The sequence below is a fragment of the Reichenbachiella sp. genome, from assembly GCF_039941815.1.
Lineage (GTDB): Bacteria > Bacteroidota > Bacteroidia > Cytophagales > Cyclobacteriaceae > Reichenbachiella.
In genome coordinates, this window is the sequence record NZ_JBDVDW010000032.1 from 410,186 (window position 1) to 436,024 (window position 25,839).

Consider the following 25,839-nt stretch of genomic DNA (forward strand, 5'->3'; position numbering starts at 1 on the left):
ATTGATTAATCGGACAAGATTAATTTGCCAAGATACTAACCTTTTAGGACTGTGGACTGATGCAGAAGATAAAAATCAAGTACTGTAAGTGCTGCCATGGCTTCGACAATTGGAACCGCTCTCGGGACTACACATGGGTCGTGACGTCCTCTTCCTGATACCGTCGTAGAATTTCCATCCTGATCGACCGATTCTTGGTCTCTCATGATGGTAGCTACCGGTTTGAATGCCACATTGAAGTAAATGTCCTGACCGTTGGTTATGCCGCCTTGAATCCCGCCTGACAAGTTAGTTTTTGTTGTGATCTCTTTGCCTTGCTTTTCAAACAGATCATTATGTGCAGAGCCTTTCATCTTTGCGCCCTCAAATCCGCTCCCATATTCGAAGCCTTTCACCGCATTGATACCGAGCATGGCTGCCCCAAGCCTGGCATGCAGTTTATCGAATACAGGCTCGCCGAGGCCCACTGGCGTACCGGTAATCACGCCAGTGATCACACCTCCAACGGTATCTCCATCCTTACGGACTTGATCTATGAAGTTGATCATATCATCTGCGACGGACTCATCTGGACACCGTAGAATATTATCTTCTGTTTTGGAAAGGTCCAATTCCAAATAACTCTTCTCAGTTTTTAGTTCGCCGACTTGTGATACGTATGCTTGTGTAGAAATCCCGAGCTGACGTAGTGCCAGTTTGGCAATGGCGCCAGCGGCTACTCTAGCGGCAGTCTCTCTTGCAGAGCTGCGGCCTCCGCCTCGATAATCTCTGATCCCATACTTTTCCTGATAGGTAAAATCTGCGTGAGAGGGTCGATAGGACTTTGCAATATGCGTGTAATCTTTACTTTTTTGATCCGTATTGCGGATGACCAAGGCGATGGGAGTGCCTGTGGTTTTGCCTTCGAATACCCCGGAAAGAATTTCATAACCATCCGGTTCCTTTCTTTGAGTTGTGATTTTTGATTGACCAGGACGCCTTCTATCCAGCTCGGATTGGATAAAGGATTCGTCCACCTCTATTCCAGCGGGACATCCATCTATAGTGACTCCTATGGCCTTACCATGTGATTCTCCAAAAGTGGTGATCTTGAATAAAGACCCGAATGAATTGCTCATCAAAAAAAAATTTAAATACCTAATGAAATCAAAATTAGGTCAAATTCTCTTGAGGAATGCTTTTTTGCTGACTGGAAGTGCTATTTTTTGAATATTGCTAATGCAACCATACCTATCAATACAAATATGGCAATGTTAGCGACAGATCTCAGTCGATCTTTTGCGTCAAGAGGCTGCAACTCATTATCTTCGATATCGATCGCGTCATAAAATGACCCCATATCATTGGACAAGATGTATTCATTTTTTTTGCTTTCTCCTGTCACAGTCAATACTATTTCTGACTTGAGCGTATCATAGGTCTCTGTCTTTACATTAAAATAGATAAACTGCAGGTAGTCTCCCAGTGGGTAGTCACCCGGTTCGTTTGGTATACCATAATAGCTAAATGATTTGGTGCCACGCACCTTGCCATGGCCTCTGCTGATGTCTTGTCTGATGTTTGGAGAGTATATATCGAAATTGTCGTCTTCGGTGAGTCGTGGTTCTCGTATAGCAGAAATATTTCCTTCTCCTACCACATCAAACGAATAATTGAAGCTTTCGCCAGTGCGCAATTCTTGACTTGAAATTTTCTCCTTTAGCCTGTAATTTCCAACTGTTACACTTTCTTTGAGCGGGTGTGGGGGTAGTTCTTTGATTCTAACTTGCTTAGCTTTAGTCTCAAATGTCACCAACTCCTCCTGTTTGTTTCTTCCAAAAAATGTTGGGTTCTTCGCCACTTTATATTTGATCAATTCCAAGCCAACCTTGGGAAAATAAATGGTTTCATCATTGAGTGGATAATAAGCCGCCTGATAGATTTTGAATTGCGTATAGTTCTCTCCATTAATCTCTACTGGCTCACCAGAAATATTATCGATATTGAAATTCTCTTCCCAACAATTCGCGGGTTTTATTTTTTTGACAATATCAGGAATCTGCTTGCTCAGCTCATAAAACCTCATGTCTGCACGATTATTACCGGCTACATAGAACGCCAATGTGAGTGTAAAGCCTTCTCCCGGATATACCGATGACTTGTCGGTGGTCAGCGCCAGAAAAGCATCTGCTTTTACATCCACAAACTCTTGAGGAGCATTTTGTCGACCGAAAAAATCTTGAAATGGATCGCTACCAAATGGATCGTTGCGCTGTCTGCGCTGAGCTGGTGGTCCAACCTTGATTTTTTTTCCTTTTACAGCTATTTTTTGACCATTTACTTCCATCTCGAAGGGTTTTAGAATGAACTCACCTTCTGCGGTCGCAACATAGTTTTGAATAATACTCTGGGACGAACTCCGGCGACCATTGACAAAATTGGTCGAGGAGGAGGAGGAAGTACCTCGTTTGACAAATCCTGGGATATCGGGAAAGGGAGAATAACTCTCCAGACGAGCATTTTTTACTGTGAGCGTAATTGTAAACGCCTGGTTGCTCGCTATTTGATCAGGACCCGGTTCTATGGACACTTGCTGGCCTACCGATACCAGGCTTGTCAACAATAAAACAACAAGGAATAAAAAACCAACTTTCCGCATGTTCGTTTGAGGTATTAAAATTGCAAATCTAACCGATATTTCGTATTTTGAAGGTGCAATTTGTAGGACGGCAGAACGTGCCGTCAGGTTTAATGTTTAATGTTTTTTAACAAACCACTTGTACATGTTGGAATATTCTAAAACAATTCTTTCAAAAGTCAGTTTTGATAAAAATTTGTTTGACAAGGAGCTAGCTAAAGCAATCATGCTAGTTGGTAAAGAGCTTGACGCTCTGAGGAAATGGTGTTACGATAAATTCGGCCATTTATACCTAAGTATTTTAAATAAACATTTTGATTTGAATTAATTCAAAAAAATATAAGCTCCGCGATCGGAGCTTTTTTATTGTTGCTACTCCAATGAAATCTATAAAAACAAAGTTCTGCCTGTTGCTTTTGATCTGTTGTTCTCTTCCTTTAATTTCTAAAACTCAAACACTACAGAGAATCCCATTTAAAAGTACAGTTGACCAATCAGAAAGAGAATTTCTTATTTATTTGCCAAAAGGCTATTCTGACCAGCCTAATAGAAAATGGCCAGTCATACTCTTCTTGCACGGTAATGGGGAAAGAGGAGACGGGACTTCAGAGCTCGATTTTGTGATGGTGCATGGACCTCTATATGAGGCATGGATTCAAAAACGAGAGCTCCCGTTTATCATTATCGGACCTCAATTGCCTATGTTTGGCAGAGATGCCTACTCGGATTACTTATCTGATAGAACAATAGATCAGTTGCCCAGACAGCTAACCACAGGGACACCAGACCGAGAAGAGAAATGGGGTTCAGAATTGCCTATGAATGGGAGTGCAGCAGAATCTAATTATCCTTTTCAAGACCTGGGGCCTCCCATGGGTTGGGAGCAATTGGAAGATGACCTTCTCAATATGATGGATCATGTACATCAAAATTACCAATCTGATAAAAAAAGAGTGTATCTAACTGGCCTAAGCTATGGAGGATTTGGGACTTGGTATATGGGTAGTAAATATCCTGACCTATTTGCTGCGATCAACCCGGTTGTGGGATGGGGGCATACAGATCTGATGAAATCACTGGCAGAAAGCAAAATGCCCATCTGGTGCTTCGCTGGAGGACGTGACCAGGCGGTACCGGTAAAATATTTTTATCCCGGCCTCAATGAACTAGAGCGCCTAGGTCACAAAGTACGTTTTACTATAGAATCTGACATGGGTCACGACACTTGGAAGCGAGTGTATGAAGGAGAAGACATTTATAATTGGTTTTTGCTGTTCAGCAAATAACTTTGCACCAGAATTATTCTTACAACTATGCGATATACCGTCTTAACAGGTCTGGTCTTTTTATTCTCCATCGGACTGATGGCTCAACCAAAAGATTCGCTTACCAGCAAGCTAGGAACTCCCTATTTGACACTCAAAACTTTTGAGAACAATACAGCGATAGGTGAATATAATCCAGAATTAGCAGCAATAGTTTTCAATGCTCCGAGGCTAAATCTGGCTCAAAAAATAGAATATGTAAAGCAGCTCAAGCAGGTATTTGAGGGAGCCGGTATAGTCATCTTTTTTGATCAGGTGCCAACCAACCCTAATCATTTTGACTCCCTGCTCAACGGCAACCGCTATATAATTAATGATCGATACCCAGAGATTTATTTAGAAAAGAGGCGTGGACTATGGCAATTTCAATCGCAGGTACTCGAATCAATAAGCGATGTGCATGAAGAGTTGTACAAATTTGATCCTAAATCCTGGATTGGAATCGAACTGGAAAAAACCGGTCTCAACGCACACTTTCTTGGGTTGAAGCTTTGGCAGTGGTTGGGGGTTGTACTGTTTTTGGCAACATGCTTTTTTATCCGCTACATTTTTACTCTGATTTTTGGACGATTGCTGATTCAGCTTCTGGACAATATCGACAACAGAAAACTAGGAAGCAGGTTTATCTTACCCGTGGCTCGGCCGGTAGGTATGCTCATGGTATTCTTCTTTATTGGTGCGCTATACCCCAGTTTGGAATTACCACAACTAGTCGGGTTCTACGTAGTGCTTGCCTTGAAAGCATTGATACCACTGTTTGGAATGATTGCTTTATATCAGTTGACCAACATTGTAGATGTCTACCTTGGCAGGTATGTCAGTCGTACAGAAAGTACATTAGATGACCAGCTAGTCCCGCTCGTAAGAAAGGTACTGCGTGTTAGTATTGTGGTCATTGGTGGTCTAGTCATCCTTGACAGTCTGGATGTACCTATTTTACCACTGCTGACTGGTCTCTCGATTGGCGGTCTTGCTTTTGCTTTGGCAGCTCAGGATACGATTAAAAATTTCTTTGGGTCGCTAATGATTTTTGTGGATAAGCCATTTCAAATTGGGGATTGGATAGTATCGGGTGAAATAGATGGAACTGTAGAAGAGGTGGGCTTCCGTTCAACTCGTATCCGAACATTTAGAAATTCTGTGGTCTATGTCCCTAACGGTCAGCTGGCAGATAGCACGATAGACAACAATGGGCTACGTCAGATGCGTAGATTCCGAACAATCATTCAAATCAAATATGACACGCCTCCTAATTTGATCGAAGCATTTGTAGAGGGTTTGAAAAAGGTTATGATGAAACATCCAAAGACCAACAAGGAGAAATATGAAATCCATTTCAATGAGCTCGGAGCGCACTCCTTAGACATATTGTTCTACATCTTTTTTGAAGCTCCAACATGGACAGATGAGCTCAAATTCAGACAGGAGATTTTATTGGAAATACTCAGACTGGCTGAGTACTTTGGGGTTGAATTTGCCTATCCTACTCAAACCTTGCACGTAGAGAATATGCCGGGTCATCCAAATCATAGCAAAGGATACATTAGTGACAAAAAGGACCTTAACACCAAAATGAATGACTACTTCAACGCTTAGCGAAAAGCACTCTGTACAGTCCGAAGATACCTATGAGGCTGAGTAGGACGAGCCAGATAAACTGATCTCCTGTTTGCAAAGCCTTCATTAAAACCGGAGCCTGAGTACCCAGCCAAATGAAAAATAGGGTTCGCGGCAGCATTCCAAGCAGGCCTCCGAATAAAAAGGGCACAATTCTGACCTCTGCCACGGATAGCACAACGTTCATTAGGCCAAAAGGTAAAACTGGTGATATTCTAGCCAGAAGTGTAGTCAACCATTGTTCCTTTTCAACATTCTGAAAAACCATGTTTGATTTAGGATATTTTTGCTTGATCCAGTCCACCGCTTGTTGATCCACCGGTCGCGCCAAATAGTATCCAATAAGTGAGGCCAGCTGATAACAGAGAATGACTGGAATCACTGCATGCCAGCTCAAAAAGTAACCACAAAGCAGCGAAATAAACGTAGTCGGGGTAATAGCCAAACCCATGGTGAAAACGCTGAGTAGAAAAAACAATGCCCACTCGCCCTCCGAAAAACCATTGATCCATGCTTCATGAGTCATTGCCAGGACTGAAACTCCGGCTGTAGAGACCCATGGCAAAAATGTCATCCATGACATCAGAAAGAAAATGGCATTCTGTCTATTAAGAAAAAAAGAAATTTTGTAGTTATTCAAGGAATAAAATAGTCTAAGCGAAAATCATGGCGAATATGCGATATTGATTACATTTGTCGCTCAAAATCACAGGAGAATTATTTAAATTATAGTGCACCTATCGAGATGACCTTTATTTCGATTAAGCATGCATTTGAATATAAAATTAAGAAATTATGAAATTTGGTACTAAGGCCATTCATGCCGGGGTAGAACCGGATCCAACCACTGGAGCAATTATGACTCCAATCTATCAGACCTCCACCTACGTACAACCTTCGCCAGGTCATCACAAGGGATATGAATACTCAAGGACTCAAAATCCAACCAGAGACGCACTTCAAACAAACCTGGCAGCTCTTGAAAATGCTAAGCACGGCCTGTGTTTTGCTTCCGGTCTGGCTGCAACGGACGCCATTCTCAAATTGTTGAAACCTGGAGATGAGGTCTTAGCTTCTAATGACCTCTATGGAGGAACCTACCGAATTTTTACCAAGATTTATCAGGATTTTGGAATCAAATTTAAGTTTATCGACATGCGGGACTTAAATAGGATTTCAGAACATTTCTCAAATAAAATTAAGATGGTTTGGGCGGAGACCCCGTCCAACCCAATGATGAATATTATTGATATCAAGGGTCTATCCGGTGTCTGTAAGAAGTTTGGTTCTATGTTTTGCGTAGACAATACTTTTGCGACGCCCTACCTTCAAAATCCATTAGATCTTGGGGCAGACGTGGTCATTCACTCGGTCACAAAATACCTCTCTGGCCATTCTGATGTGGTCATGGGATGTCTGATGACCAATAATGACGTGCTAAAAGAGAAGCTCGCTTTTATCCAAAACTCTAGCGGTGCAGTTACAGGTCCAATGGATTGTTTTCTAGCCCTAAGGGGGATCAAAACTTTACATATCAGAATGCAGCGTCACTGTGAAAATGGTCGCAGAATAGCCCACTTTCTAAAGTCGCATCCTAAAGTCGGAGAGGTCTATTGGCCAGGCTTCGAGGAGCACAAAAATCATGATATTGCCAAAAAGCAAATGCGGGATTTTGGTGGTATGATTTCATTTGTTTTGAAAAACGACAAAATCGATGATGCCATCAAGGTGATGGAAAAACTCAAATTATTTGCCTTAGCCGAGTCGCTCGGTGGAGTAGAGTCCCTTGTAGGACATCCAGCAAGTATGACCCACGCTGCTATTCCAAGAGAAGAACGCTTAATTGCCGGCTTAAAGGATTCTCTGATCAGACTAAGTGTAGGTATAGAGGATGTGGAAGATTTGATTGCAGATTTGGAGAAGGCATTGGCGTAATAAAAAAAATTACAAGCAAAGCCTGGCTGATTATTCAGCCAGGCTTTTTTATTTAGCAACCTTCACCTTTTCGTATAAATGTTTGTACTTCTGGTAGCTTGGGCTATCCGTTTTTGCCTTTTGAGAGGCTTTCAAATAAAGCTCTGCCGCCAAATCTTTTTTATCCAAATACTCATATACCTCAGCCAAGGTACCCGGCAAGTCATAAGAATGAGGGTGGAGTTTCATCCCATGTCTGAGCAGCGCAATAGCGTCATCAGGATTGCCTGCCTGAAATAGCAGTCCGGCGGATTCCCCTATAGCCCCTTCAGGAATTTTTATTTCAAAATGGTACCGCTCGTCAATCTCGTAATAGTAATCTAAGATTTCATTTTTCCCCTTGACCACTATAGTATCAGGAATATAAAATTCATCAAATATGAATCTTAGCCCTTCATAAAGTCCTTCTGTAATGGCTCCTACATGAGATGCGTCATCCAAAATCTGAAACTTATAAGTAAGGTTTTCTCTCTCTGCTTGTTTTACCACCTGTTCATATTTCAGAAGTCCGGGTACTCTTGGGCCTTTTTCGGTACTTGCATAGAGATAGCATTTTTCGTACGTATTTTGGGGTAGCTTTTCATTGAAGTAGGCAGCGGTCTTCGCACCAATGCCTGTGCCTGTTTGAATATGTGCATCGAACAAATCCGGATCATTGGCCAAAAATTGCATATTGATATTAGAACTGGAAGACCAGCCATAAAGAATATCGAATTGATTAGTTCGATAATTTTGATTGATAAAAGGCATTAGTTCTCTTTTGATAAAGGCAAGAAAGTTGAGATATCCGCCGTCCACTTCATAGTTAACATACATATCTCGTACGCGATCCACATTGGGAATACTCACTACCAGTAGTGGAGGCATATGACCAAAAGCATTTGAAAGAAATGACACTGCTCCCTGGGCATAATCAAAAGCATATTCACCATCAAGTACATAAACGACTCCGTAATTTTCAACACTTGATTCGTAGTACTTGGGTAGGCCGACCGTGATATATCGGTTTTCCATTAGTATTTCAGAGGCAATTTTATGCTGTATTTCCGTTCGGCTTTGCGCCCAGAGTTCATTGCCAAAGACAATAGTTAGAAGGATATGAAAAAGTGTCTTCATCTCAATTCAGAATATATTGACCGAAATCTAACATTCTATAAATATTCTTGCAATCACTTCAGCCCAGAAGGTCGATAGGAAAGGCTGGATTGCAGTAATCGGAGAATTTTGGGATTAGACCTGCAGATAAAGTGCTGCAGCTTTAGAATGGTCACAAGTCTTCTCAAGGTCGAGAAAATAGTTGATTTGCCACGCCTGAGTTCTCATGGCTTGCTTACTTTGTGGCACATCCCATGGTGGATATACTCGAATGCCACGTTTGCCTTCGAGCGTGTCAGTACTAAAAATACCCTTACTGCACAGCACAGTTTTCGGGAATACAAATTGTCCAAGCTTACCTCGTTTTTCTACCAATATTACTACCAGATCTACCTCATCATTTTGATGAAAGGGAGTAATGGGACCATTCGGTAGCCTCTTCCAAATTGTTACGAATTGTCCATTTTTATTTGGAGTGATTTTAGCCTTACGGAATCTTATTTTCAATCTGTTTAGCTCGTAAGTACTCGCCCAATAGTCTTGGCTTTCAGGTTCTTCTCTATGGTTGGAGAATTCAAATCCGTTAGATTTTTTGAGAAGTTCTTCGATTTTGATTTGCGATTCTTTCATGAAATAAAATCCAATGATAGTTACCTCCAAAGTCCAATATTTAATTGAAGGGCACTTGCAATATTAAGTCACAGAAGTCATTGGTTCTATCAAGTCAAACTTATTGCCATATAAATCAGCAAAAACGGCTACCATTCCATAGGGTTGCTCTACTGGTGGTCTCACGATTTCAACTCCATTTTGAACGTATACATTATAATCTCTCTTGAAATCATCTGTATGGAAAAACAAAAATACTCGGCCTCCGGTCTGATTTCCAATTCGACTCTTCTGCTCATCATTTACAGCCTTTGCCAATAGTAAACCACACTGTGCAGACCCAGGAGGTTTTACCACTACCCACCGTTTGGTGTCAGATTGTGGAGTATCTTCAATCAGTTCAAATCCTAGTTTTTTGATGTAAAAATCTATGGCTTCGTCATATTCTGCCACGACCAGAGTAATAAGAGTTAGCTGCTGCATGCCAGTTTCTAAATGGATTTTTTTTCAAAGTGAAAGATCTCAGTGCTGATTTCTCCTCCACGATTTAGCTTTAGTTGGATTTCCATTTTATCCTTTTCCACGAGCTCATAGATGAGCCCTTTGAATTCGATCTTAGTAGGAGTGGCACTTACAAAAGGAAATTCGACGAATTTATCCTTCTCCTCCCATCCTGTGAGATCGGGATTGAAATGTTTGAGCCGAAGGCGAAATTCTCCATCAATCTTAGAGATATGCAGAATTTCATAAAAAGTGACTTTGCCTTCTTTAGAGTGCTTATAGCTCCCAATCATACTGCCAGCACTCGGCTCAGTCCAGGCCTCCTGAGATACTCCTCCGAAGCCATCGCCGACCCAATTGCCAGCAAGCCAGCCGAAATCGGTGATATCTGGATTTTCAATGGTCTGACATGCACCCTGGAAGGCGCAAGTAATCATTAGGAACAAAGTCAAAGCAAGTTGATATATGGCACTTTTCATAAGTATAGAGAATTGATTTTGTGGAAATTTAGTTAATTCCTTTCGGATAATTTTATCAATTCTACGGTGCCTCCATATTTTATATGGGGAGAGGAAAGTGCTATTTCTTGCGCTTTCACCCTGTCCTCGACACCGATAATGAAATAACCCGATATTTTGTCTGTGCTCTCTTCGATTTTTTCGTTTTGAGAACTAACCCATGTAGTGGTCTCAGGGGACAGTTCGTTTCCGGTAATGCTGATACCGCTGAGCATCATTTTTCCCATCCAAGCAGCATATTCTGCAAATATTTCAATTTCGCCGCCGTCAGGTTGAAATCTTTCGTCCTCATGAAGCAACAAAATATAGCCTGATGATATTTCCGCAACCTCATCAGTCCCGCTATTGCCTGTATAATATCCACTAACAAAAAATAGTATCGATGCAGCTATTCCCGCTATCCAGGGTTTCATATTAGTCATTTTCATATCGCTTTCGTTTATCAATGATTTTTCTTTCAATTCGTTCACTATTTTTTCCTCGAGGAATGAGGGCGGTGACGCTTCTTTAGACAATGAGTCAAAGAGAGTTCGCTCTTCGTTAGTTAGTTTATCATCCATTACTCATTGGGTTTTGTAGTTATCATACAATTCATTTCTAAGAATACCTCTCGCTCGAAAGAGCTGACTCTTGCTTGTGCCGTCGGAGATATCCATCATTTCACCAATTTCTTTATGCGTATAGCCTTCGATATCGTGAAGAATTAGAATTTGTCGATATCCGATTGGCAGTGATTTAATAGCGTTTTCAAGATCAATCGCATCTAGGCTGGTCGAACTAATTTGAGGTTGAGAAATTCCCTTCCTTTCGAGTGTTTTTTTTTGACTGACTTCCTTTCTGACTTTCTCTTTGAGCAGATTAATCATAATGCCTGTAAGCCAGGTTTTGAGCGTGGACCTTCTTTGAAAGTGCCTGATTTTCTCGATGGCTATCACCCAAGTTTGTTGTACCAGTTCTTCTGCATCCAATTGATCAGCCGTCAGTCGCAACGCCATCTGGTACAAGGCGGGAGTTCGGTTTCGATAAAGCTGCCGAAAGTCCTCATCACTTCTACTTGATAAGAAAGCATCAATAAGCTTGTCGTCTTCCATAGATTCAATTTACTACTTAGTGGCGTTAGGTAGCAAAAAGGTTGTATGAGAGTGTAATTATTTTGTTGGGCATCAATCACAATGTAGATAATAAAGGCCTCCAATTGATTTGTTTTTCTTGGCCTAAAATCAAAAAACCTCGATCCCCTAACCAATAGGGATCGAGGTTTTATCCAACAAATGACTTCCAATATAATATTGAAGTCCGTTCCAACTTCTATATAAGAAAACTACTTAGCATTTTTTCTAAACTACTTCTGCGGTCAAAAATTTATTGACCGAATAAGCCGCCTTACGTCCTTCACTGATGGCCCATACGACAAGAGACTGACCTCTACGACAATCCCCGGCTGCAAATACATGTTCCTTGTTAGTGCGATACATTTCATCTTTGATGTTGCCACGCGGATCTGTTTCAATACCCAGCTGCTCAAGCAGTCCCTCTTTCTGAGGGTGCATAAAGCCAATAGCCAAATAGGCTCGTTCGCATGGTAGAATACGTTCGGTACCTTCTATCTCTTCAAATTTGAAAGCATTCTTATCAATCCATTCTACATTCACCACACGCAAGCCAGTCACTTGACCTTTATCATCTCCGATAAATTCCTTGGTGAGTACCGACCAATTTCTTTCGCAGCCTTCTTTTTGGGAGGTAGACGTCCTCAATATCATGGGCCATTCTGGCCAGGGATTGTCCTCGGATCTGGATTCAGAAGGTTGATCCAATAGTTCAATCTGGGTAACGCTTTTGGCTCCCTGACGAATGGATGTACCTACACAATCAGAGCCTGTATCTCCACCACCGATTACAATTACATTTTTGCCATTAGCATCCAATTCTGGTACTATTTCCAACTCTTCGCCTGACACTACTTTATTTGAATTTTTCAAGAATTTCATCGCCATATGAATACCTCCTAATGCTCTTCCGGGTATCGGCAAATCTCGAGCTACAGTACTTCCAGTACAAAGAGCCACAGCATCAAATTTGTCTTCAATCTCTTTTGCTGTAATATCACGGCCAATCTCAACCCCACATTCGAACTTAACTCCTGAGTCTTCCATCAAGCGTATTCTTCTCTCGACTACAGATTTTTCCAATTTGAAATCAGGAATCCCAAATCTCAATAGTCCACCTGGCTGAGTATCTCGTTCGAACACAGTCACCTGATGTCCCTGCTTACATAGCTGATCTGCTGCAGCCAGTCCCGCAGGCCCTGATCCAATCACTGCGACGGACTTTCCGGATTTAAATTTTACAGTATGAGAGGTTTCCCATCCTTGTGCAAAGGCCTCTTCAGCGATCGTTTTTTCTATATGCTCAATGCTGACAGGATCATTGTTCAATCCCAATACGCAGGAACCCTCACAGGGTGCCGGGCATATCCGGCCTGTAAATTCTGGAAAGTTATTGGTGCTTTTTAGAATACCCCAAGCCTCTTTGAATTCATTGCGGAATACCGCATCATTGAAATCAGGAATTTTATTGCCCAATGGGCATCCACTATGACAGAAAGGAATACCACAATCCATACAACGAGCGGCTTGTTCGTTGGTCTCCTCGGCTGAGACGGGCTTCACAAATTCCTTATAATGCTGAGTCCTTTTATCAACCTCCTCATATTCGAGGCTGTGTCTTTCGTACGTCAAAAATCCATCTACCTGTCCCATATTAAACGATCTTTTCTTTTTCTAATTTCTGCTTTTCCAATATTTGTTTGTACTCCGTAGGGATCACTTTTACAAACTTTCTTTTCGCAGTTTCCCATTGATCCAGGATATCAAATGCCTTGCTACTTTTGGTGTACCTTGAATGTCTGTTGATCTGATCCAAAAGGAAGTCCAAATCTTCAGAACCAGGCGTTTCCAGCTCTACCAATTCCATATTGCACTTAGAGGTGAAATCGAAGTTTTCGACATAGATATAGGCTATGCCTCCACTCATACCAGCAGCGAAATTTTTTCCTGTCTCTCCCAGTACAATCACTCGCCCTCCTGTCATATATTCACAGCCATGATCTCCAAGACCTTCTGTAACGGCTAGTGCTCCAGAATTTCGAACGGCAAATCGCTCTCCTGCTTTTCCGTTGACATACAGCTCGCCGGATGTAGCTCCGTACAAACACACATTGCCCACCAGAATATTCTCCTCTGGCACGATATCAGAGCTTCCATGCGGGAAGCAGACTACCTTTCCACCAGAAAGACCCTTGCCTACGTAGTCGTTGGCTTCTCCTTCGAGTGTAAATGTGATTCCATGAGCGAGAAAAGCGGCGAAACTTTGTCCTGCCGAACCGGTATACTTGACCTTGATTGTATTTCTATTAAGTCCATCGGTGCCATGGAGCCGAGCGAGCTGCCCTGAAAGCATGGCACCGGTTGCTCGGTTTTGACTATTTATTGGCAAATCCAGTCGGACTTTTTCTTTTCTCAATAAAGCAGGCTGAGATTCTTTGATCAATGTTCTGTCCAACACCTGATCCAACTCATGATCTTGCTTTTCGAGTTTGCAGGATAGATGATCCTTTGGTTTAAATGGGTTTTGAAGAAGGGCTTCCAAATCGATATTTCCGGCATGCTCTTTAGCCTTTTTACGATCGAAAGTCAGTAGATCAGTTCTTCCGATAAGCTCAGCAACAGTTTTTACGCCAAGTTCTGCCATTATCTCTCTTAGCTCCTGGCCAAGGAAGTTGAAGAAGTTGACTATATGTTCGACCTTGCCAGAAAACAGTTTTCTTAGTTCAGGATTCTGAGTCGCTACGCCAACAGGGCAAGTATTCAAATGACACTTTCTCATCATGATACATCCTTCTACTACCAACACGGCGGTAGATACTCCCCATTCTTCGGCTCCAAGGATCGCTGCCACAGCCAGATCTCTTCCTGTCCTAAGCTGGCCATCTGCCTGAAGTTTTACCTTCTTACGCAAATCGTTTTTTTCCAGCGTCTGATGGGTTTCTGCCAAACCTATTTCCCATGGAATCCCTGCATGATGTACTGAGCTAATCGGTGACGCACCTGTACCACCGTCGTGTCCTGCAATCAGGATGTTGTCGGCTTTGGCTTTAGCTACACCCGCTGCGATAGTTCCTACACCAGCTTCTGCTACCAACTTTACATTTACGTCGGCCTTCTGATTCGTATTTTTCAGATCATAAATCAACTGCGCCAAATCCTCTATGGAATATATGTCATGGTGAGGTGGCGGTGAGATCAAGGACACGCCAGGGGTGGAGTGCCTGATTCTTCCGATGGTTTCATCCACCTTCTTTCCAGGCAGCTGGCCTCCTTCTCCCGGCTTCGCTCCTTGCGCTATTTTTATCTGAATTTCATCCGCATTGACTAAATAATGTGCTGTGACGCCAAATCGCCCAGAGGCTACTTGTTTGATCGCTGATCTCGATAAAGTACCGTCTGCATTGGGCGTATATCTGATAGCATCCTCACCGCCTTCGCCACTATTGGATTTGCCTCCAATCAGATTCATGGCCTTGGCTATTGTGGTGTGTGCTTCTTCTGATATAGAACCAAAGGACATGGCTCCGGTCGCAAACCTTTTGACAATTTCTGACACTGGCTCGACTTCTTCCAAAGGAATGCTTCCCTTAGAATTGAAATCGAACATGCTTCTTAGTGTAATATTCTTTTCTGCCTGATCATTGATCGCCCGGCTATAGGTTTTGAATAACTCATAATTCCCACTTCTGGTGGATTTCTGCAGCGCATGTATTACTTCTGGAGTGAATAAATGGCGTACTCCATCTCTTTTCCATTGATAGAGCCCACCAGTATCTAATTTTGGTTTTTCGTTGGCTGGTAAAAATGCTGTTTGATGATTTTCTAAAACCTCTTTTTCGATTTGCTCAAAATCTTTACCTGATATTCTCGATGGCGTGCCTCTAAAACAGAGGTCGGTCACTTCCAGATCCAAACCTATTATTTCAAATATTTGAGCTGACTCATAAGACTGAATCGTGGATATTCCCATTTTTGAGAGGATTTTTCTCAGCCCGTATCCAATAGATCTTCTGTACTGTTCAAAGAGCTCATTCCCTGATTGGTTCAGTGAGGCTCCATGACTCAAAATGGTCTCCACAGTTAGATAGGGGTAGACAGCGGTGGCACCAAAGCCAACCAAGGTAGCGATATGATGGGTCTCTACAATATCACCCCCTTCGACAACCAAGCTCGTCTTAGCTCTTGCTTTTTTCTTCAGCAAATATTGGTGAATCGCTCCCGTTGAAAGTAGGCTTGGAATTCTGACTCTGTCAGCAGAAATATCTCGATTTGAAACAATTAAAATATTGACTCCATCCTGGACTTGTTCTAAGGCAGTTCGAGAAATTGTTTTTAAGGCTTCTTGGAGTGTTGCACTTTTCGGATCATAGGTAGAATCAATCACTTTGGTTGCGAAACCATTGAATTTAATATTTCTAATTAACTCAAATTCGTGAAATGACAACAGTGGAGTCTCAATTCTGATCTTCTGCGCATGTGAAGCTTTATGCATCAATATATTCTCACTATTGCCCAAATAGTTAATCAAAGACATGACTGATCTCTCTCTGATCGGATCTATTGGTGGATTACTTACTTGCGCAAATATTTGTTTTACATATTGAGACAAATGGGTCGGGCTATCCCGAAAAACAGCCAATGCTGTATCGTTGCCCATCGATCCCAATGGCTCAGTCCCATTTTTGATCATGGGTTCCAATATGAACTTGATATCTTCCTGAGTGAATCCATTAGCGATCTGCTTTTGCAGCAAATCATCGGACTGAAGAGAAGGTTTTAGTGTCTTCTCTTTTAGAAAGTCAGACAAATGAATCAAATTTTCTTTAACCCATTTTTGATATGGACGATCCTTGGCAAGCGTATCTTTTATTTCCTTATTAGAAGCTACAGTCCCTTCAACTAAGTCAACCATGATCATTTGACCCGGACCAAGACGTTCATTTTTCTTGATCATTTCAGGAGCAATATGTACGGCTCCGACCTCTGAGCTTAGTACTAATCTATCGTCCTTGGTGGTAATGATTCTGGAGGGTCTAAGTCCATTTCTATCCAAACTTGCGCCTATAGTATAACCATCGGTGTATACCAGTGATGCAGGGCCATCCCATGGTTCAAAAATTGTAGAGTGAAATTCATAGAATGCTCGTTTCTCAGGACTAATATCAGATTCTTCCTGCCAGGCTTCAGGCACAAGCATAGCCATAGTATGCTGCAGACTTCTACCTCCCATTAAAAGCAATTCCAATATGCCATCAAGATTGGCAGAATCAGAAAACTGCGCATTACATATGGGTGTAAGTACAGCGATTTCGTCTTCGGTAAAGTCTGTCGACGTCAACAGCACTTCTCGAGAAACCATCTTATTGATGTTTCCTTTGATGGTATTGATTTCACCATTGTGTGCCAAAAACCTAAAAGGCTGGGCGAGTCTCCATTCTGGAAACGTATTCGTAGAGAATCGCGAATGTACCATGGCTGTTGCGGAGGTGTAGCGTGGATCATTTAGATCCTTGTAGTATTGGTTGACTTGCCAGGTTCTTAGCTCTCCTTTGTAGGTAATGGTTGAGCATGAGAAGGACGCGATATAAAAGTTTGAAACAGGATAGACTTCTCTTACTTTATGCTCGATGTGTCTCCTAAGGACATATAATTTTCTATTTAAAACTTTACCGGACCATGTGTCTTTTTTCACAAAGAGATGATAGATAGATGGTTCTGATTGTCTGGCTATTCTTCCAATTTTTTTAGACTCAACCGGGACTCGCCGCAGCCAAAGATTGTCGAACTGAAGAGCCCTCAATGACTCTTCTACTATATCCAATATCCCTTTTTTATCATGTCCCTTGGGCACGAATAGTACGCCCACTCCGTATTCGCCTTTTGGCGGCAATTTTATTTGACTTTCTTTTGCTACCGCTTCAAAAAAATCATAGGGCAATTGGGTAAGCACTCCTGCCCCATCTCCGGTTTCACCGTCCGCGGCCACCCCTCCTCTATGTTCCATCTTCTGAAGCATAGTAAGGCCATCCTGCACTATATCATGAGATGGGATGTTTTTGATTTGAGCGATAAACCCTATTCCACACGAGTCATGCTCAAACTCAGGAGAGTACAATCCTGTTGCTTTCTGGTTATTTTCCATATTAGATCAAATGCTTACATGGTCAACCTCTCTCATTTTGGGAATGTCGTTGCTCGGGATGCTAACAAGAGGTTTTCCAATTTTGAAGGAGTAAAACTATATTTTTTTATATATTGCAAAACCTAAGTATCAAGAAATGATATGAAGTTCAACATTAACCCAATAATGATTAATGAATTGATTATCAAACATTTACTTACTTAGAATATATGATGGCCAAAACTTCAAACACGCAGCCACTTTTTCAATTGATCCATGCGCTCACCAAATCTGAAAAAAGAAGTTTTAAACTTTACGCAGGCAAAGTCAGTGATCCGGCAGAAGCTAAATTTGTTCAGCTTTTCGATGTACTGGAGGGTATGGAGGGATATAATGAAGACCTGATTTTTAAGAAAATGCCAGATTTGAAAAAGTCGCAGCTGGCTAATATGAAATCGCATCTTTTTAAACAGGTGCTAATGGTCCTTCGTCAAAGTCATATGAAGACAGATGTAGACATTATGTTGCGTGAAAACCTAGATTATGTCCGTTTGTTGTTCAAAAAAGGTCTTTATGAGCAAAGCATGAAAATGCTGACAAAGACGAAGGTGACAGCCAACAATTACAAAAAGAATATTTTCAAGCTGGCTCTACTCAACTATGAGAAGAACATAGAAAACCAGCAGATGCTGTCACTGGATCAAACGACTTGTCTGAAGTTGGACAAGGACACTAAAAGTCTACTGAGGAAGATCAATGTTGCCCAGGCTTTTTTCTCTTTAGCCCTGCGTATGAAGGCACATTTTCTCAGAAGCGGAATGGCTAGAAATGCCGATGAGCTAGAAAAGATCAACAAGATTTTTTATGGCAATTTGCCAGAACATGATAAAACGCACTTGTCATTTAGCGAACAGTATAATATGTGCCGCGCCTATTATTGGTTCTCGTATATCACTCAGGATTTTCAGTCGTGTGTAAAGTATACTGAGATGTGGGTTAGTATTTTCAAGGAGAGTAGCCTAACGCACCTGCGGCATGCAGAATTTTTGAGAGGGCTCAATCGTCTCTTGCAATCTCTTTTCCGAATCAATGATTTCGACCGATTTAGTATCTACTATGAGGAGTTGATGGAATTCGAGAAGCTCTATGCCAAAGCCATTGATAGCAATAGCAAGCAGCTTTTGGTTCGATGCCTTACCATCCAAACATTGAATAAATGTTTTCTCGAAGGGGATTTCAAAAAATATGGGGCCAAGTTGGAGCGATATCTAGCCAAGTTGGAAGATTCAATCGACTATATTGATAAAAATAATCAGTTGGTTGTATTCTACAAATCTGCCATCCTCTACTTCGGGCTGGGCAAATATGAAAAGAGTCTTTATTATCTGGATCGGGTAATAGACAATAAAAATGATCAGCTCAGGGAGGACCTTAAAAGTTTCGCCTACATACTCTACCTTATCGTATTGTATGACATGCGGGATTTGGATCAGCTGAAGACGATGCGTAATCGTGCGTTTGTCTACTTAAGACAGCGCAATATTTTGGGTCAATTTCATCATATAATTCTACAGTTTTTGAAAAAAACAGAGGACATTATGCCTCTGGATTTGAAGGGGGAATTGATCACTCTGAGGTCGAGCCTTGAAGGCCTACTTGAAAACAAGTTTGAGTCGAAGCCTTTGCTTTATTTTGATATAATGAGCTGGCTGGAAAGCAAAATTACCAGTCGTCCTTTTCACGAGGTGGTAAAGGAACTTGCTGAAAGTAAACACTAGACCGTCATCTTTTACTTACGCGGAGCGATTCTCATGTGGAAACGGTTTCTTTGGGATTTTCCTATCAAGAAATTCGCATAGAGGATCCCAATCTAAGTTCTTGTCTAAATCAAGGACGAGTAGATCTTTCTGTCGGTATTTGAAATACAAGCTGACTTCTTCATGGTAAGAAATCCATTTGTCACTAAAGATTTGGTGGTCAAATAGTGTGGTTCCATAAAACCTTACATGGATTTGATCAGCAATTTTTCTAAGCTCCGGTTTCAGCGTTTGAAGTTCTTTTTCGAAGAGCCATTGTACACTTTTGAGCCACTGCTCCTGTGCTCTGGTGGTTAGAATAAATTTGCAACCACTAAGTTGCTGATCTAATTCACGATACAAAAGAGGAATCGGATTGTCCATAAACGCATCGAACCTTGTCAATATACCATCTTTTGAATTAGAGAATAAGGGAATAGAATGAGGAGCAGCCCTGACACCTAGTATATTAAGTGCATGATATAGCGTAGTTGTTCCTGTCCTTTGCAGTCCTATACCCAAGATTTTACCTTCCATAGTGCAAAAGGTAATTAGAAAATCAGGCATGTAATAGCATACTCGACCGAAAATTTGTAGTTTGAAATCCATATGAAACAAGAAGGTATTCTGTCGGCCAAGGAGCTCATAGCGTGGAAGATGAACAATGGAGCACTCAAAGTACCGATTGCACCCAAACATGTGATCATTTGCCCTCAACAGGTATTACCAACCAGATTCAAATCACTTTGGTACAAGGAGATCAGCGGGCTGATGGGTAGACATGTCTGTATAGATTCAAAGAATGGAATCTATCTGAGTACAGGATGGGGTGTGGGTGGCTCTGCTCTGGTGGCGGTTTGTGAGGAGTTGTATGCACTTGGAACGCGTGATTTCATATTAATAGGTATGGCAGGACGACTGACTGCCGAACTCCTCGAAGGTGACAGTTTCTATGCTACTTCTGCTTTTCGTGCGGAGGGCACCTCTCAACATTATTTGCCTGTAAATTCGCCTATTATTGTTGACTGCCCTTCTGAGCAGTATTATGATCGACTGGATCAAATCGGCCTTAGCCGTGGGCGTTTTTGTAGTACTGATGCTCCATTTCGAGAAACACCTGACCAAGTGACAGCATGGACTAATGAATCATGCACTTTAGTAGACATGGAAACCGCCTCACTTTATGCTTTTGCCAAGTCTAAAGGTGCTCATGCATTATCCATAGGAGTAGGTGCAGATTCGCTTGCCAATGGGCAATGGGGTAAACCAAAAGACCTTGGTAGTATTAATTCAATCATAAGAAAAACTGTTTTTCAAGTAATCGACTTGCTGGCATGAATTCACCTACCATAGTAATCAATGCGTACAACCGCCCTGACAGCCTTAGAAGACTCCTTACAAGTCTGAAAATGGCCACTATACCCACAGAATCCAATTTGGTGTTTTCATTAGAATTTGGCGCTCACCCAGAGGTGATGACACAGGTCAAGAATTTCGAATGGAAATATGGAAACAAAGAAATAATTCAGCAAGAGAAAAAATTAGGATTGATTGGTCATTTTTTGTTTTGTGGGGGACTCACGAAAAAACTGGGTGATATCGTTTATCTAGAAGATGATCTTTTTGTCGGTAAGAGTTTTTACCAATATTCACAGCAAGTACTCACACAATATGGAGATGACGAAAATCTAGCAGGATTCTCATTGAATGCACTTTGGTTCAATGGATATTTGCACATGCCATTCCATCCCTTCGATGATGGTAATGGTTGCTTTTTCCTTCAAGTGCCCTGGTATCAGGGTCAGGTCTATACAGCCAAACAGTGGAGTCACTTCGAGCAATGGTATCATCAGAAAATGGAAATGGGAGATGATCTGTTGATTCACGAAATGTTTCGCAACTATACATTGCAAGACGACTGGTTCCCAATCAAAACTCAATATCTGATCGAGAACAAAAAGTATTATGCTTTTCCTCGGGTAGCCCATTGTGTAAATTTTGGCGACGTTGGCGTTCATTTTCAAAAGACTACTAACTTCTTTCAAACGGAACTATCAATGGCAAGTCAGCTGCCTCAGCTCATACCCTTTGAAGAGTCTCTCGCGGTATATGACTCTTTCTATGAGCTAATACCAGATAGGCTCAAACGACTTTGCCCTCACTTCGAGCATTTGGATTTTGAGTTGGATCTGAATGGCACCAAAGAACTCTCTAAGATTAAATCGGACTACATTATCTCTTCGGTCAGACCTGATGAGTACGAGCGTAGTTTTGGTTTGGAAATGCGTCCACAAGAGCTAAATCTAGTGTATCAGATTGAAGGTGAGCATTTTTACCTGGCTAGGCGGGATCATTACAAGATAGACAGTTTCAAAAATAGACGTCTGATGAGTATGTTTAATTACCACTACAGATTCAAGCTATCGAAAAAACAGAAGCTCAGTTTTATACTCAACAAGCTGTTTAAACCTTAGTGAAGGTAATCATGAAGTAGTCTCCTATTCGATTAAATATGGGGAGTTTGGCTACTGCTCTGTCTAGTCTGGTTAGGAGTCTGAATAGGTAAGGAAACCGAGCAGGAAAGTATTCCATAAACGAGGGTGGCGTAAAAATACAGAGCCCAGTCACCGAAATATCCTTGATAGATCCTTTTAGTGATTTTATGATCTCACTCGGATTGTAATACCAGCACTCAAAATATTCTCCTTCGATATGTGCCGTAGATGGGCCACTAGTCTTTCTTCTTGTTGCCAGTTTGAAATCACCTTTCAAAGCATAAAGCTTTTCCCAAAGGGTAATCGGTGGGAGAATGGTAAGTGTAGCCTTGCCACCAGGTTTCAATTTGTCCATGAGTTGACTTACCACCTTTACCATATTTGGAGTACAGTTTAGGCCACCAAAATTGCTATAGAGATAGTCAAACTCACCTTCTATTTTATCTGGACATTCATAGCTTCCTTGAAGAAAATTTATTTGCTTCTCAAACTGATAGGTCCTTATCTTTTCATTGGCCTTTTTTACCATTTCTGGACTAATCTCCAGTGCGGTGACTTTATATCCCTCTTGAGCAAAAAATAAAGCGTCGGTACCAGTGCCAGCATTGATCTCCAAAATGTGACTGTCTGAGTTCAGGCCATTGATGACTTCTTTTCTAATGAGATCTCGCATGTAGCCAACGATTGGGTTGGAGTCATATATATCATCGAAAACCACAGACTGCTTCCCAAAGGCTTTGCTTACGATCTCTGCATTTTCCATACTTATGATTTGGTATAGAGGTAAAGTGGAAATGGTAGTCTGGTAATCAGGTACCTCCAGCCAAAATATTGTTTCAATCCGAGATGAAGAAGCTCATGACTTGTGTGATGGTAGTATCTTTTAGACATATCAGGAACACCCAATTTACTATAGTATTCTTTGCTCCGTTTCGCTGCAGCCAGTGCTAAAGCCGTGCTGTCATAGAATGGACTATCATTGATAAGTATTGATCCTTTAGGCTTCAGTAGTGTTTTTGCTCGTTCAATTATTCCAGTCAAGTCACTAAAATATTGAATAGAAGCATTAAAAACGATGACGTCTAATGTTCCATTCTCAAAGAAGGGCTCTTCCATAAGATTTAAATAGTACAGCTCTACATTTTTCTGTGTAAGCAAGCGGCTAGCCTGGTCCAGTTCAGTCAAATTGAGATCTACCCCAGTCATTCTGCACCTGGGAAATTCGGTAGATAAGTTCGCCATCATCCAACCATTGCCACACCCTATATCCAGCAACGAAGTTGGCTTCAATCTCTTTAAAACTGATAGCAATCTGCGATAACTCTTTGAGCGAAGTTGCCATTCCTGATGATGCGATTGCTCGGCCGATGTATTTGGCAACCTACTTACCTGATCATCTGTGAGCACTCGCCCCTCTAGCGATCGGGCTTCTATATATAAGGATTCGCTTGAACGATTGTCAGCAGGGTCACTGATCATTTTTACTCCCTTTACGTTGGAAGGGTCGATTATGCCAGCCATCTCAATTGAATCGTTTTAATGATGGCAAGCGGTATATGATACCCTGCACGTATAATTTCTCTTATTTTCACTCGAGTCTGCTGATGAGGCCGAACCAAAAATTGTCGAGCAGCTCTGAATCCTTTTTCAATTTTATAAATGTTATGTGTGTATTTATGGAGTACTTTGTAAAAGGCAGGTTGGTATGTGTTTTTAAACATCATGTCCAGGTCATCCGAATCTACCCAATTGGCTTTTTGCTGCAAATCGCTTTTCACAAGATCATAAAACTTTGTGCCCGGTAGTGGGTAAGAAACCGATATTCCTAGCAAATCAGGTAATAGCTCTTTGATCATTTTGATTGTCAAGTTTATGTCTTGCAGTGTCTCTCCCAAATAGCCGTACTGAATAAAGAATCCAACCTTGACTCCATGCTTTTTGAGTAAATTGGTTGACTCATGAATTTGGGCAACAGAAGTACCTTTGTCCATTGCGTCTAGAATTTTTTGGGAGCCTGACTCAGCGCCAATCCATACTTCGTCCAAGCCTGAGTCCACCAATGCTTGGATATTGTCTTCTTTCAATAGCAAGTCCGCCCTTGATTGAATTTTGAACCTTACTTTCAGTTGGCGATTTTGCAATTCATCTCTAAATTGTTGTACCCATCCAGGTTTGAGTCCAAAAATATCATCACACATCCAAAAGTGATTTACTTGATTATGGATGGCATGATATTCAATTTCATCTACTACTCTTTGGGGTGACCTGGAGTTGTACCTGGTTCCATAGATCGGTTTAGCGCACCAGTTACACTTATAAGGACACCCTCTAGTAGTTGCGATATTTAGGTACGGAGGTTTACCATTATTTTTCCAGATGGTCTTATATTTATCTACTTCGATCAGATCCCAGGCTGGTTGAGGCAATTCATCCAGATTGACCAGCGCAGGCCTCTTTGGGGTAGCGACAATCTCATCATCTTTCTTAAAAGAAATGCCCTTAACGCCACTTATATCGGATTCTTCTTCAAAGGCATTTATTAATTCCAAAAGAGTCCGCTCGCCTTCTCCTCTGATGACTACATCCGCCTCCTGATCGAGGTATTTTTTGACATGATCCGTTGAGTCTGAGCTGCAGGTAATGACCTTTATACCTCTCGACTTAGCTATTCTTTGCATTCGAAAGGCAGCTTCACGCATAGTTGATAGACACATTTTTGTAAGCCAGTTGAATCCATCATCAAATATCACAAAGTAGTCAGGCTTATGCTCCTCTAGCAACTTGTCTAACCCTTCCTCAGAAGCTTTTAATGCTACATCAAAAAGTGCAACATCAAAACCATTTTGTCTTAGATGTGCTGCAGCGGTAATAGTCATCAATGGAGGGAAAGGTTCGGCTTGCTTCCACTGCTTAGCGTCCAATCTATAAAAATATGAGTGACTAAATAATACTTTCGCCATATCTGGTTATTTATATTTCATAATGGCCTCTGCGTATTCCGTATCATGAATATTGAGTCTATCTATTCCAAAGAGGCTGTCTTCTGGAAAGAGGTATTGAATCAATTCTGGTGAATAGTACTTAGAAAAATTCTCTTTTAGTAGATGCTCAAATTTTTGTTTGATGGCCTCTTGATATCCACCTCTTGGGTTAGAAATTCGCTTCAAATTACACTTATTTCTTGGATTGAAACTAAGATTGATTTCTTTTAAGATTTTCCAATCCAATCTTTTGGTAGCTCTCAGTGTACAAAAAAGAGAAAAGCAAAGAAAATTAGGAATCCAAAATAGATAAGACCACACATTGGTAGAATTATTTGAGGACTCTGCAGACCGCCCAGATTTCTCCTTCAGATAGAAATTTTTGTACCATAGATTTTGATTTACGAAATCATTGAAACTGCCCTTGTCTACTAGCGATTTTATATTAACTATCTCTGTGGCGGTATAAAAGTTTTTGTTGTAGACTTCGAGAAACGATTCGTCGGTCACATAATTGAAACAATAGAAATGTGGTCCCATGATTGCTCTTCGCAGATTTGTGTATATCCGTTCTAGCAGGACAAACAGCCATAAGGTGTTTCTTGACGTGATCATAAACAAATCCATATCCACCGCTCCCTTGTTGACCCCACTCTTGTCTATGGTGGGATTATCAGCAGCCAACGAGCCCGATATTCCAATAAATTTGATGAATGGGAGCTTTCCCAGTATTGTCACAGAGGGCTTTCCCTCATCGATCAATTGAGCAGTATAGCTTTTTTTTAGTTGTTGTGATTCAATGTAATCTTCTCTACCAATCAATACAAGGTAATCATCTTTTCTCATGACATGACCTTCATCTTCCAGGTCACACACTGCCGTATTAAATCTTGATTCATTCTCGTGGCTTATGCCAATCCATTGCTTTAAATCTGCAATAGCCACTGGCGCTGAAAACACCTCTCTATAGCAAAGATGCACGACAATAAGCTCTTTTAATGATATATCCATGTTGAATTAGCTAGGCAATCAACCACCCAAGTCTGTTAACAGTTCATTTGAAATGCCTAAAGGCTCTCAA

General features: G+C 41.3%; 22 protein-coding genes. 6 read left to right on the plus strand and 16 right to left on the minus strand.

Annotated features, from left to right (window positions below):
• Positions 1-35 precede the first annotated feature (35 nt).
• Together aroC and ABJF11_RS09060 are read right to left on the minus strand one after the other, a co-directional pair.
• Positions 36-1,118, minus strand: coding sequence for a chorismate synthase (gene aroC / locus ABJF11_RS09055; protein ID WP_348119488.1), 1,083 nt, complete (start codon positions 1,116-1,118; stop codon positions 36-38).
• Positions 1,119-1,198: 80 nt separating this feature from the next.
• Complete coding sequence (locus ABJF11_RS09060) at positions 1,199-2,638, minus strand: BatD family protein (protein ID WP_348119489.1); 1,440 nt, start codon at positions 2,636-2,638, stop codon at positions 1,199-1,201.
• 359 nt (positions 2,639-2,997) lie between these two features.
• On the opposite strand from ABJF11_RS09060, the gene ABJF11_RS09065 reads away from it, so the two are divergent.
• Positions 2,998-3,903, plus strand: a complete 906-nt coding sequence (locus tag ABJF11_RS09065) for a prolyl oligopeptidase family serine peptidase (protein ID WP_348119490.1) — start codon at positions 2,998-3,000, stop codon at positions 3,901-3,903.
• 27 nt (positions 3,904-3,930) lie between these two features.
• Entirely contained in the window at positions 3,931-5,538 is a 1,608-nt protein-coding gene (locus ABJF11_RS09070) for a mechanosensitive ion channel domain-containing protein (protein ID WP_348119491.1), read from the plus strand.
• On the opposite strand, the gene ABJF11_RS09075 is transcribed toward ABJF11_RS09070, so the two are convergent.
• On the minus strand, positions 5,528-6,199 hold the full coding sequence (locus ABJF11_RS09075) for a VTT domain-containing protein (RefSeq protein WP_348119492.1): 672 nt from the start codon (positions 6,197-6,199) through the stop codon (positions 5,528-5,530). The genes ABJF11_RS09070 and ABJF11_RS09075 overlap by 11 nt on opposite strands.
• Before the next feature lie 155 nt (positions 6,200-6,354).
• On the opposite strand from ABJF11_RS09075, the gene ABJF11_RS09080 reads away from it, so the two are divergent.
• Complete coding sequence (locus tag ABJF11_RS09080; protein WP_348119493.1) at positions 6,355-7,494, plus strand: cystathionine gamma-synthase; 1,140 nt, start codon at positions 6,355-6,357, stop codon at positions 7,492-7,494.
• Positions 7,495-7,542: 48 nt separating this feature from the next.
• Here ABJF11_RS09080 and ABJF11_RS09085 read toward each other — a convergent pair whose 3' ends face one another.
• The 8 genes from ABJF11_RS09085 to gltB form a co-directional block, all read right to left on the minus strand.
• Positions 7,543-8,649, minus strand: coding sequence for an alpha/beta hydrolase-fold protein (locus ABJF11_RS09085; protein ID WP_348119494.1), 1,107 nt, complete (start codon positions 8,647-8,649; stop codon positions 7,543-7,545).
• Between the two features lie 114 nt (positions 8,650-8,763).
• Positions 8,764-9,258 carry a MepB family protein gene (locus tag ABJF11_RS09090; protein WP_348119495.1) on the minus strand — a complete coding sequence of 165 codons (495 nt, stop codon included), beginning with the start codon at positions 9,256-9,258 and terminating at the stop codon, positions 8,764-8,766.
• A gap of 63 nt (positions 9,259-9,321) precedes the next feature.
• Complete coding sequence (locus ABJF11_RS09095; protein WP_348119496.1) at positions 9,322-9,720, minus strand: VOC family protein; 399 nt, start codon at positions 9,718-9,720, stop codon at positions 9,322-9,324.
• Positions 9,721-9,728: 8 nt separating this feature from the next.
• Positions 9,729-10,217 (minus strand): DUF6265 family protein, encoded by a 489-nt coding sequence (locus ABJF11_RS09100; protein ID WP_348119497.1) that lies wholly within the window; start codon positions 10,215-10,217, stop codon positions 9,729-9,731.
• 32 nt (positions 10,218-10,249) lie between these two features.
• Positions 10,250-10,816: a hypothetical protein gene (locus tag ABJF11_RS09105; protein WP_348119498.1), complete on the minus strand. Its 567-nt coding sequence runs from the start codon at positions 10,814-10,816 to the stop codon at positions 10,250-10,252.
• Positions 10,817-10,819: 3 nt separating this feature from the next.
• Positions 10,820-11,347 carry an RNA polymerase sigma factor gene (locus ABJF11_RS09110; RefSeq protein WP_348119499.1) on the minus strand — a complete coding sequence of 176 codons (528 nt, stop codon included), beginning with the start codon at positions 11,345-11,347 and terminating at the stop codon, positions 10,820-10,822.
• A 246-nt stretch (positions 11,348-11,593) separates the two neighbouring features.
• Complete coding sequence (locus ABJF11_RS09115; protein WP_348119500.1) at positions 11,594-13,018, minus strand: glutamate synthase subunit beta; 1,425 nt, start codon at positions 13,016-13,018, stop codon at positions 11,594-11,596.
• Position 13,019: 1 nt separating this feature from the next.
• Complete coding sequence (gene gltB, locus ABJF11_RS09120; protein WP_348119501.1) at positions 13,020-17,507, minus strand: glutamate synthase large subunit; 4,488 nt, start codon at positions 17,505-17,507, stop codon at positions 13,020-13,022.
• A 209-nt stretch (positions 17,508-17,716) separates the two neighbouring features.
• Here gltB and ABJF11_RS09125 point away from each other — a divergent pair, with 209 nt between their 5' ends.
• Positions 17,717-19,264: a hypothetical protein gene (locus ABJF11_RS09125; protein ID WP_348119502.1), complete on the plus strand. Its 1,548-nt coding sequence runs from the start codon at positions 17,717-17,719 to the stop codon at positions 19,262-19,264.
• Between the two features lie 15 nt (positions 19,265-19,279).
• On the opposite strand, the gene ABJF11_RS09130 is transcribed toward ABJF11_RS09125, so the two are convergent.
• Positions 19,280-19,819 carry a sulfotransferase gene (locus tag ABJF11_RS09130; protein ID WP_348119503.1) on the minus strand — a complete coding sequence of 180 codons (540 nt, stop codon included), beginning with the start codon at positions 19,817-19,819 and terminating at the stop codon, positions 19,280-19,282.
• Between the two features lie 72 nt (positions 19,820-19,891).
• Here ABJF11_RS09130 and ABJF11_RS09135 point away from each other — a divergent pair, with 72 nt between their 5' ends.
• Together ABJF11_RS09135 and ABJF11_RS09140 are read left to right on the plus strand one after the other, a co-directional pair.
• Positions 19,892-20,620 (plus strand): hypothetical protein, encoded by a 729-nt coding sequence (locus ABJF11_RS09135; protein ID WP_348119504.1) that lies wholly within the window; start codon positions 19,892-19,894, stop codon positions 20,618-20,620.
• Positions 20,617-21,756, plus strand: coding sequence for a hypothetical protein (locus tag ABJF11_RS09140; RefSeq protein ID WP_348119505.1), 1,140 nt, complete (start codon positions 20,617-20,619; stop codon positions 21,754-21,756). The genes ABJF11_RS09135 and ABJF11_RS09140 overlap by 4 nt, the downstream gene beginning before the upstream one ends.
• On the opposite strand, the gene ABJF11_RS09145 is transcribed toward ABJF11_RS09140, so the two are convergent.
• From ABJF11_RS09145 to ABJF11_RS09160, 4 genes are read right to left on the minus strand one after another with little or no spacing between them, the layout of a single operon-like run.
• Positions 21,746-22,540 carry a class I SAM-dependent methyltransferase gene (locus ABJF11_RS09145; RefSeq protein WP_348119506.1) on the minus strand — a complete coding sequence of 265 codons (795 nt, stop codon included), beginning with the start codon at positions 22,538-22,540 and terminating at the stop codon, positions 21,746-21,748. The two genes, ABJF11_RS09140 and ABJF11_RS09145, sit on opposite strands and share 11 nt — an antisense overlap.
• Positions 22,541-22,542: 2 nt before the next feature.
• Complete coding sequence (locus tag ABJF11_RS09150; protein WP_348119507.1) at positions 22,543-23,298, minus strand: class I SAM-dependent methyltransferase; 756 nt, start codon at positions 23,296-23,298, stop codon at positions 22,543-22,545.
• Positions 23,286-24,737 (minus strand): radical SAM protein, encoded by a 1,452-nt coding sequence (locus ABJF11_RS09155; RefSeq protein ID WP_348119508.1) that lies wholly within the window; start codon positions 24,735-24,737, stop codon positions 23,286-23,288. The genes ABJF11_RS09150 and ABJF11_RS09155 overlap by 13 nt, the downstream gene beginning before the upstream one ends.
• Before the next feature lie 6 nt (positions 24,738-24,743).
• Complete coding sequence (locus ABJF11_RS09160) at positions 24,744-25,769, minus strand: hypothetical protein (RefSeq protein ID WP_348119509.1); 1,026 nt, start codon at positions 25,767-25,769, stop codon at positions 24,744-24,746.
• Positions 25,770-25,839: the final 70 nt, after the last annotated feature.

Excerpts from the sequence above, each read along its gene's own strand:
- aroC (WP_348119488.1), bottom strand. The coding sequence starts at position 1,118 with ATGAGCAATTCATTCGGGTCTTTATTCAAGATCACCACTTTTGGAGAA.
- ABJF11_RS09060 (WP_348119489.1), bottom strand. The coding sequence starts at position 2,638 with ATGCGGAAAGTTGGTTTTTTATTCCTTGTTGTTTTATTGTTGACAAGC.
- ABJF11_RS09065 (WP_348119490.1), top strand. The coding sequence starts at position 2,998 with ATGAAATCTATAAAAACAAAGTTCTGCCTGTTGCTTTTGATCTGTTGT.
- ABJF11_RS09070 (WP_348119491.1), top strand. The coding sequence starts at position 3,931 with ATGCGATATACCGTCTTAACAGGTCTGGTCTTTTTATTCTCCATCGGA.
- ABJF11_RS09080 (WP_348119493.1), top strand. The coding sequence starts at position 6,355 with ATGAAATTTGGTACTAAGGCCATTCATGCCGGGGTAGAACCGGATCCA.
- ABJF11_RS09085 (WP_348119494.1), bottom strand. The coding sequence starts at position 8,649 with ATGAAGACACTTTTTCATATCCTTCTAACTATTGTCTTTGGCAATGAA.
- ABJF11_RS09090 (WP_348119495.1), bottom strand. The coding sequence starts at position 9,258 with ATGAAAGAATCGCAAATCAAAATCGAAGAACTTCTCAAAAAATCTAAC.
- ABJF11_RS09095 (WP_348119496.1), bottom strand. The coding sequence starts at position 9,720 with ATGCAGCAGCTAACTCTTATTACTCTGGTCGTGGCAGAATATGACGAA.
- ABJF11_RS09100 (WP_348119497.1), bottom strand. The coding sequence starts at position 10,217 with ATGAAAAGTGCCATATATCAACTTGCTTTGACTTTGTTCCTAATGATT.
- ABJF11_RS09105 (WP_348119498.1), bottom strand. The coding sequence starts at position 10,816 with ATGGATGATAAACTAACTAACGAAGAGCGAACTCTCTTTGACTCATTG.
- ABJF11_RS09110 (WP_348119499.1), bottom strand. The coding sequence starts at position 11,347 with ATGGAAGACGACAAGCTTATTGATGCTTTCTTATCAAGTAGAAGTGAT.
- ABJF11_RS09115 (WP_348119500.1), bottom strand. The coding sequence starts at position 13,018 with ATGGGACAGGTAGATGGATTTTTGACGTACGAAAGACACAGCCTCGAA.
- gltB (WP_348119501.1), bottom strand. The coding sequence starts at position 17,507 with ATGGAAAATAACCAGAAAGCAACAGGATTGTACTCTCCTGAGTTTGAG.
- ABJF11_RS09125 (WP_348119502.1), top strand. The coding sequence starts at position 17,717 with ATGATGGCCAAAACTTCAAACACGCAGCCACTTTTTCAATTGATCCAT.
- ABJF11_RS09130 (WP_348119503.1), bottom strand. The coding sequence starts at position 19,819 with ATGGAAGGTAAAATCTTGGGTATAGGACTGCAAAGGACAGGAACAACT.
- ABJF11_RS09135 (WP_348119504.1), top strand. The coding sequence starts at position 19,892 with ATGAAACAAGAAGGTATTCTGTCGGCCAAGGAGCTCATAGCGTGGAAG.
- ABJF11_RS09140 (WP_348119505.1), top strand. The coding sequence starts at position 20,617 with ATGAATTCACCTACCATAGTAATCAATGCGTACAACCGCCCTGACAGC.
- ABJF11_RS09145 (WP_348119506.1), bottom strand. The coding sequence starts at position 22,540 with ATGGAAAATGCAGAGATCGTAAGCAAAGCCTTTGGGAAGCAGTCTGTG.
- ABJF11_RS09150 (WP_348119507.1), bottom strand. The coding sequence starts at position 23,298 with ATGGCTGGCATAATCGACCCTTCCAACGTAAAGGGAGTAAAAATGATC.
- ABJF11_RS09155 (WP_348119508.1), bottom strand. The coding sequence starts at position 24,737 with ATGGCGAAAGTATTATTTAGTCACTCATATTTTTATAGATTGGACGCT.
- ABJF11_RS09160 (WP_348119509.1), bottom strand. The coding sequence starts at position 25,769 with ATGGATATATCATTAAAAGAGCTTATTGTCGTGCATCTTTGCTATAGA.